This is a genomic window from Pseudanabaena sp. SR411 (assembly GCF_002251945.1).
GTDB lineage: Bacteria > Cyanobacteriota > Cyanobacteriia > Pseudanabaenales > Pseudanabaenaceae > Pseudanabaena.
Map to the genome: position 1 here is coordinate 1 of NZ_NDHW01000149.1, position 6,802 is coordinate 6,802.

Here is a 6,802-nt window from a genome sequence, read left to right on the forward strand (position 1 = left end):
AGCGCTTCGTTTTGGTTCATTTTTTTACTGTCTTTTTATTTCATATTTTACCATGCCTTACAGCGGGAAGGGAGTAAGATGCTCTTCAGGACTAAGGCTAAGAATTACATGGCAAACTTTGTAATTTAATTTAGGGCGCAATTGCCAAGACAAAGAAAATTCATTTGCCAAACTATATGGATCTTTGCCATCCATATTCATACCTACAACTGCTGCACCAGTTTTTCCCATGACATAGGATAAGCAGCCTTGAAAGCTCTTTCCCTTAATAATTTTACCGATCATCATCTTCTCCTAATTTGGGCTTTATACCTGTACTCTCCGTAATCAGAGTTCTTAGTTCGGATATTGAACCAATTGATTGATCGATACGATGCGATATCTCATTAAGTTCCTCCAGTTGTAGTTGCATTGGGCTACCCATCATTAGACTCAAGTTGGCATCATGGGCTAGTTGGTTGATATTTGTACCGATTTTATTTAATTCATATTTGACTTCCCCCAACAGGTGATAAAGATCCCAATCTACGTTTACAACTTGTACCTTAGATGTCGGCAGATCGTATTTAAACGTTGCACATCTCACAATTTCACTGGCTTTAACATTCAATTGACTTGCTTTTTTATCTAGGATTACTTTCTCCTCTTCAGTCATTCGCACAGTAAATCTAACAGATAAAGTCATTGCTGTTATTCCTAAAGTTTATCCTGCTTAATTGTTGTCAAAAATATTTGCAAATCATAAAGAGTCTGATAAGCCGTAGCTATCAGTTATTTTTGCAGTTCCTATTCTCCTCCACACACTTAGATTTTAAAGTGTTAATTCTATATCTAGTTTGTCTTTTCTAAATTTCTTTGCATTTTATCATTTGGCTGAGGGGGATTCCAAAGGGGGTACTCCCCTTTGGCAAGCGTAATGTTGCCGTCGAACAAAAATCAAGCGATAGCGAGATTTCTTGTCCGACGAGCAACATAGCTTGCGAGCTGTTTTAGATATACCTCAAAGCACGGAAAATCGTTGCAGATCCGCATCAATCCGCACGATTGTGGGACAACATTGGGACGATTTTGGAACAATAAAAGGTACGGTTATGGGAAACAAATTACACAGGATTGTCACTCAACTGGTATAGATTTGCAACTCAAAATATAATACTTAAGACATATAAATCACTGTCTAAGTATAAAAAGTATCCAAGATCAGAATTGACTTGATACTATCTTGGTAAGCGAGATTATTAGATTTCAGACATTGACAGGAATTACGCGGTTGTTAACAAATTGTAAAAATCTCATCAAGTAAATTAGCCTAATATTCTTTCGCAATGGTTATGATTGAAAAAAACAATAAACTGGGAGGTGATCGAAACAATATCAAAATTAATCTGGGTCAGAGATTTCCTTGTTGAGGATATTTTTGACAACAGTTTAGGGAAATACGTCCACCCAAAAAGCATTTAAAGCAATGATTGAAGTTCCTTCCCGCTCGTCATTAGCGGACTTAGATACGGATAAACTGGTAGCTTTATCAGAGCGATGGGTCAATGAACCCCAGAAGAAAACCAACCCCAAAACCAAACTCGATATCATCCGAACCTTGGAAAGTGGGATTAGATCTTTAATCGCTTTGGGATACACCTTTGAAGAAGTCAGCAACAAACTGACAAGCGAACTACACATTGCTATCTCTGGTGAGACAGTACGAAAGTATTTACAGAAGATCGATGTGGAAAATAAAAAGGCGGCGGCAAAAGCCAAACGCGATGCTACTAAAGCCGCAAAAGCCTTGGGCGCTCCTACTCTGTCAATTTTGTCGTCTGAACCCGCAAAGTTGTCGGATTCGCATCCTAGTTCAGCACCTAGCAGTCAGAATGTTATTGGCTTGACCAAAGACATTCAACCTACAACTACCAGAATAAATTCAGACTTAAAACAGACTAATCAGGCTGAGTCTATCAAGCCCAAAAGTATCGTCCCCAAGTCTGTCCCTGTAGACGATGACGACGATGATGACTACTTAGCACAACAGAAAATCTTGAAACACTACAATCGTTATTAGGAAGCAAACTTATGGCAATTATTAACCTGATCGATGGTGAAAAAGGTGGTGTGGGCAAAAGTTGGGTTGCTCGTACCATGCTCCAATACCTCAAGGATCGCGCCATCCCATTAGCTGGTATTGAAGCGGATCGTAGTAATCCCACCGTCCTCAATATTTATAAAGACAGCAAGGCTGCTTTTTTCTCTGAAAATGAAAAAATGGCAGATGTCCCTGATTCTATTTTTGACTATGCGCTCAAGAAAACTGTCGTGGTCAATTTACCCGCTCAAGCTCATCGTGCTGTATCGCAATGGATTAACACCAAAGGTTTGCTAGACTTGGGAAAGGAGCATGGCGTATCTTTTACCAAGTGGTTCGTCAGTGATGGTGAAAGTGACTCAATCGAGCTATTCATTGAGTCTCTGGAACATTACCAAGGCTACATCACCCATGTGTTTATCAAAAACTGGGGTCGTTGTGATGAATGGGGCTATTTCCACGAGCATGAAGCAATCCAGAAGGCGATCGCCGAATATGGTGTAGCCGTGATTGATTTTCCGAAGTTGGGAGATGGCAGACGCATTGAAATTAATGCTAAACGCCTAACTTTTGATGAGGCTTCCAACTACTCCGAATTTGGCATCATTGGCAGGAATCAAATCAAAACCTTCCTCAGAGATGCCTACAAAGCCTTTGAGTCCACCAATCTCTTGCCTCAAAACGTCCAGAAAAAAGAAGCAAAATCCTAGTATGAATAGCGATCCTCAACCTAAAACCTATCTGGATATTGCCATCCATGACTACGATCCCAATGTCAAAGCCAAGATTTACGAGATTGTGGCTAAGTCTGGTATTCCCCAGAACGATCCTTACATTGCGATTTTTCTGTCCAATGCCCAAGTTGCGGCTACGGTGGCTACTGCGCCCAACCTACTCCAAAGTGCCTTAGCCAAGGGCTTTGATGTTGGTATTCAAAAGTTCCGTGACTTTCTGGCAACTCTGCGTGAGACTGCGGTTAAGGAACAGGAGGTGGCGATTAGTCAGGCGATCGCGAATATCATCAAAAACAAACAGCATCAGGAATCCCAAGGTTATTGGCGGGCGATTAGCTTGCCCTTCATTGGTTTCTGTGCGGGGATGTTGATGATTGGCTTAGCAGCAGGTCTGGTTTCGGGCTTGGCGATCGCTAGGGTTGTATCTCCTCAGCCTAGTCTCAATCCCCAGACTACAAAGGATTTGGACTGGTTAGCTAGTGATGATGGCAAACTAGCAAGGAATCTCGTGGACTGGAATCGCGACATTTTAAAGACTTGTCTTCAAGACCAGCAAAACCTTAAGGATGCTTTGATTATTCTCAATGGTAAGTACGTTACTAGAGGTTTGTGCGCTCTTTGGGTATTGCCTGAAAGCCAGAGAGTATATGAAGATCGGCGTTAATTTTATTACACCGATTATTAATCGAAAAAACACTATATCCAATGAATTGGTTATAGTGTTTTTTATCAACTAAAGAGTCTCTCTAAAAATAGCTGTATTCTCAATAATGTAAGGTTGAAACCCTTAATTTATCGTTGCTACTGTCAATAATATAGAGATACCCTAAATGTTAGTGCCCTCTCTGGGTATGGAGCTGAAACCCAGAGGGTATATGAAGATCAGCGTTGATTTTGGTTGCAAATATCATTAATCAAAAAAACACTATGTTCAATAATCTGATTAATATGTTTTTGTAAACAAGTAACATTTACAGCAAAAGCTATTCATAATGCAGATTACTTAACCTTTGTATTTGAAATTAGCAGATCTAATGCTTTTCCCGTTGCTTCCATATTTTCGGCTGGGATGATGGCTTGTTGCTTATTTTTTTTGGGTTTCGGCTGCCTTGGTTTCATCTGGTTGCGATCGCTGTTCTCAATCCTGCCTCGCTTCCTGATTTCATATCCATGTCTAATTAACACGGCTCGAACCGTGGAATCGCTAAGACCAAAGACTGCGCCCACTTCGTCTAGGCTCATTGGTTTGCTATACAACTCCCAATATTTCTGGGCGATCGCTTGTTCTTCTTTGAAAGCGGCAGCTTTTGCTCTGCGGGCTACTTCGGAAATGTCGATCCCTGCTTGGACAATTACCCGTTCTATGGTCTTACCTGACAGGTCAAATAGCTTACCCACTTCCTCAAAGTCTAATCCGCCTTCATTTACCAGTTGCCAATATTCTTTGGCACGGTTGTAGTTTTTGAGGCGCTTGAGCTTTTGGTTATCTTCACGTCTCTGCCTGATTCGCATCAAGATCTGACGACGCTCTTTTTGTTTGGGTGTTAGTTTTGGTGTGGGTAAGCCTGCGATGCCTCCCAGCTTGTGTTTTAGCTTAAAGGTGGGACGATTTTTGGAGTCTACGCTTTGCCTAATTGGGTAGCCATTGCGCTTTAGTTCCCGCAGGATAATTGGGTGGGAGACTCCAAATAGTTCTGCGGTTTCTCTTAGGGTTAAGTGGTGATCGTTATAGGCTTTGCTGTACTGGGCGGCGCGATTGGCGGAGGTGACTAAATCGATCCCTCGGCGAATGGGGATGCCATGCTTCTCTAGGACTTGGTTCAGGGTCTTAGCTGAGATATTGAGCTTCTGGACTACGGCTGTCCTTGTCACTCCTGTTTGGTATAGGGCGATCGCCTGTTCTTCTTTTGACATCCTTGTATGGCTCAGTCGCGCATGTTTGGGTCTAAATTCACTAAACCCAGCCGCAACCATCGCGTTATATACCGTCGAAACCGATACCTGATAGTGTTTTGCTATGTCTCGGATGGGGTAGTTTGATTCTTTGTATAGCTTGATATATTCAGATACATCAGGCATAACTCTAGGAGTCTTCTTTTTATTTGTTTGCTGCTTATTCATTCACTTATCCTCAATACCATATTTCTATCTATCTCTAATTATTTTTAAAGAGAAGCTTTCTGTAATCCCCTAAGTTACGAGCAACTAGCTGATTAATAAGCACTTCAGCTTGTTTTTGAGCATTTTCATCTCCACTTTCTAAAGCAGTCTGAAGAATAGAGCAGTAATGTTCAATACGATAAGAACTAAAACATTCGATTGCTTTGTCACCACTAGCCATGAGACTTAGGCATTGAACTGCATCTTTCGGCATTTCAATCGCTAACTTTTCAAGATGATCTAAAAACTCATCCCCACAATAATCGACAGTGCCTAAAAGTCCGAGAACCTCAATTAATTTTGAGATCGCCCACTGATTATCTAACTTATCTGAAGCAAACCACCAACTAAAATACTTTAGATCAGATATGTCATCTGAAAAGCTAGGCTCCTTAACTTTAGCAATACGCCAATCTAAAAACTTTTGAAGACGTTGACGCAATTCATGATTAATTTCAATGTTATGTGGTTCTCTTATCCCATAGAGCAATCTCCAACCAATATCGCGTATAAATTCACTACGAGAATGAATTGAAGCATTAGCAAAGAACCTTTCAATTAATGTGTCAGGCTCATCTAAGTTAATGACTTCAAACCAAAAGAGATCAAGTAAATGGCTTGATAATGCGCTATTCGCCTCTGATTGTTCATGGGAAGTTGAATTTTGATTCGTTAGCTGTTCTATAACATGACTATATTTTTCTCTTAGGACGCTAAAAATATTAGAGTAGACTCGATCGCGAAGTATGTATCCTTGCCATGCAGAGTCAAATAATTCTTGATAATCTGGTTCTTCAGGAAAAATTCGAGCTGTCTGCTGCAATGTCCAATCTGATGCAAGATCGTAGAGATAAGGAAACCATTGACCATAAACTGAGCGAATAGCTAAAGATGGATCTTTCTGAGGATCAAGGTGTTGCTCCAAAATTTGTTGAACTTCTGGCACATCTTGGAAATTTTGAGCCATTGGCACATTGCCGTCAGCGTCCTGTCTAATCCACCGAATATAGTGAATAACTGCGTGCATTGCTTGACCACGTACTGTATTAATGGACGCTCCGTAAGCACCTTGACTACTACCATGATAGTGAGTTGTAAAGCTAGGCGTTAGATGTGGGTCATTAACAAGGTACGTCAAGATTTGCCAAACCTGATCGCGAAGAGTCAGGGGAATTTGATTTGGTGCTTTTGCCTGTAAGCCAGAATCAATCAAGTGAACCATAGAGTCGCATAGTCTGTTCCATTCATTTGAAAGCTCATGATTATAAATTTCTTTGAAGTTATCAAGAATCCAAGTACAAAGGTCAAAAACAGGGTTCCAAAGAAATGCTGACAGTTCTGTTTTTTGTGTTTTTAATGCTTCTTCTAATCCTCGAAATAAACTAATCATGAATTGCAAATCAAGTTCTTTAAATCGTTCAATTTCGTTTACAAATTTTTGAGCATATGGGGTAATTACTAAAGCCCAAGACAAATTATTATGAGACTTTGGACATTCCTTGAAATGCTTAAGTAGTTCATTAATATCTTTTTCAGCCAGTTCTATTATTTCTACTTCTAACTTGGGAGGATTAACATTTTTGCTATCAACAATTACATTAAGTTCTTCATCAAGCTGGCTATACAATTGACTTAGCTCTGGAGAGAGGCAATCTTTAATGATAGACAGCCAATTTTTTCGCCAATACTTGACATATACTTCGACTTTTTGTGCATCAACCTGATTACTCCCTTCCCGCTATAAGATCAGTGAATTAATGAAAAGATAAAATCCAGTGTTTTTCGTAATTGTATTTTTGAGAGAAATTGACTGGATTCAAAAAACTGC

Annotated in this window: 7 protein-coding genes; 3 read left to right on the forward strand and 4 right to left on the reverse strand. The window is 40.1% G+C overall.

The window, feature by feature from the left end:
• Nucleotides 1-57: 57 nt before the first annotated feature.
• Together B9G53_RS15505 and mobC are read right to left on the reverse strand one after the other, a co-directional pair.
• Complete coding sequence (locus B9G53_RS15505) at nt 58-288, reverse strand: hypothetical protein (RefSeq protein WP_176453233.1); 231 nt, start codon at nt 286-288, stop codon at nt 58-60.
• On the reverse strand, nt 275-685 hold the full coding sequence (mobC, locus tag B9G53_RS15510) for a plasmid mobilization relaxosome protein MobC (RefSeq protein WP_094533865.1): 411 nt from the start codon (nt 683-685) through the stop codon (nt 275-277). Before mobC ends, B9G53_RS15505 begins: the two co-directional genes overlap by 14 nt.
• Before the next feature lie 780 nt (nt 686-1,465).
• Here mobC and B9G53_RS15515 point away from each other — a divergent pair.
• From B9G53_RS15515 to B9G53_RS15525, 3 genes are read left to right on the forward strand one after another with little or no spacing between them, the layout of a single operon-like run.
• On the forward strand, nt 1,466-2,059 hold the full coding sequence (locus tag B9G53_RS15515) for a hypothetical protein (protein ID WP_094533867.1): 594 nt from the start codon (nt 1,466-1,468) through the stop codon (nt 2,057-2,059).
• 11 nt (nt 2,060-2,070) lie between these two features.
• Nucleotides 2,071-2,790 carry a mobilization protein MobD-like protein gene (locus B9G53_RS15520; RefSeq protein ID WP_094533869.1) on the forward strand — a complete coding sequence of 240 codons (720 nt, stop codon included), beginning with the start codon at nt 2,071-2,073 and terminating at the stop codon, nt 2,788-2,790.
• A 1-nt stretch (nt 2,791) separates the two neighbouring features.
• Nucleotides 2,792-3,478 (forward strand): DUF6753 family protein, encoded by a 687-nt coding sequence (locus B9G53_RS15525; RefSeq protein WP_094533871.1) that lies wholly within the window; start codon nt 2,792-2,794, stop codon nt 3,476-3,478.
• Nucleotides 3,479-3,813: 335 nt separating this feature from the next.
• On the opposite strand, the gene B9G53_RS15530 is transcribed toward B9G53_RS15525, so the two are convergent.
• Both B9G53_RS15530 and B9G53_RS15535 read right to left on the reverse strand, forming a co-directional pair.
• Complete coding sequence (locus B9G53_RS15530) at nt 3,814-4,935, reverse strand: helix-turn-helix domain-containing protein (RefSeq protein ID WP_094533873.1); 1,122 nt, start codon at nt 4,933-4,935, stop codon at nt 3,814-3,816.
• Between the two features lie 34 nt (nt 4,936-4,969).
• Nucleotides 4,970-6,601, reverse strand: coding sequence for a hypothetical protein (locus B9G53_RS15535; RefSeq protein WP_094533875.1), 1,632 nt, complete (start codon nt 6,599-6,601; stop codon nt 4,970-4,972).
• Nucleotides 6,602-6,802: the final 201 nt, after the last annotated feature.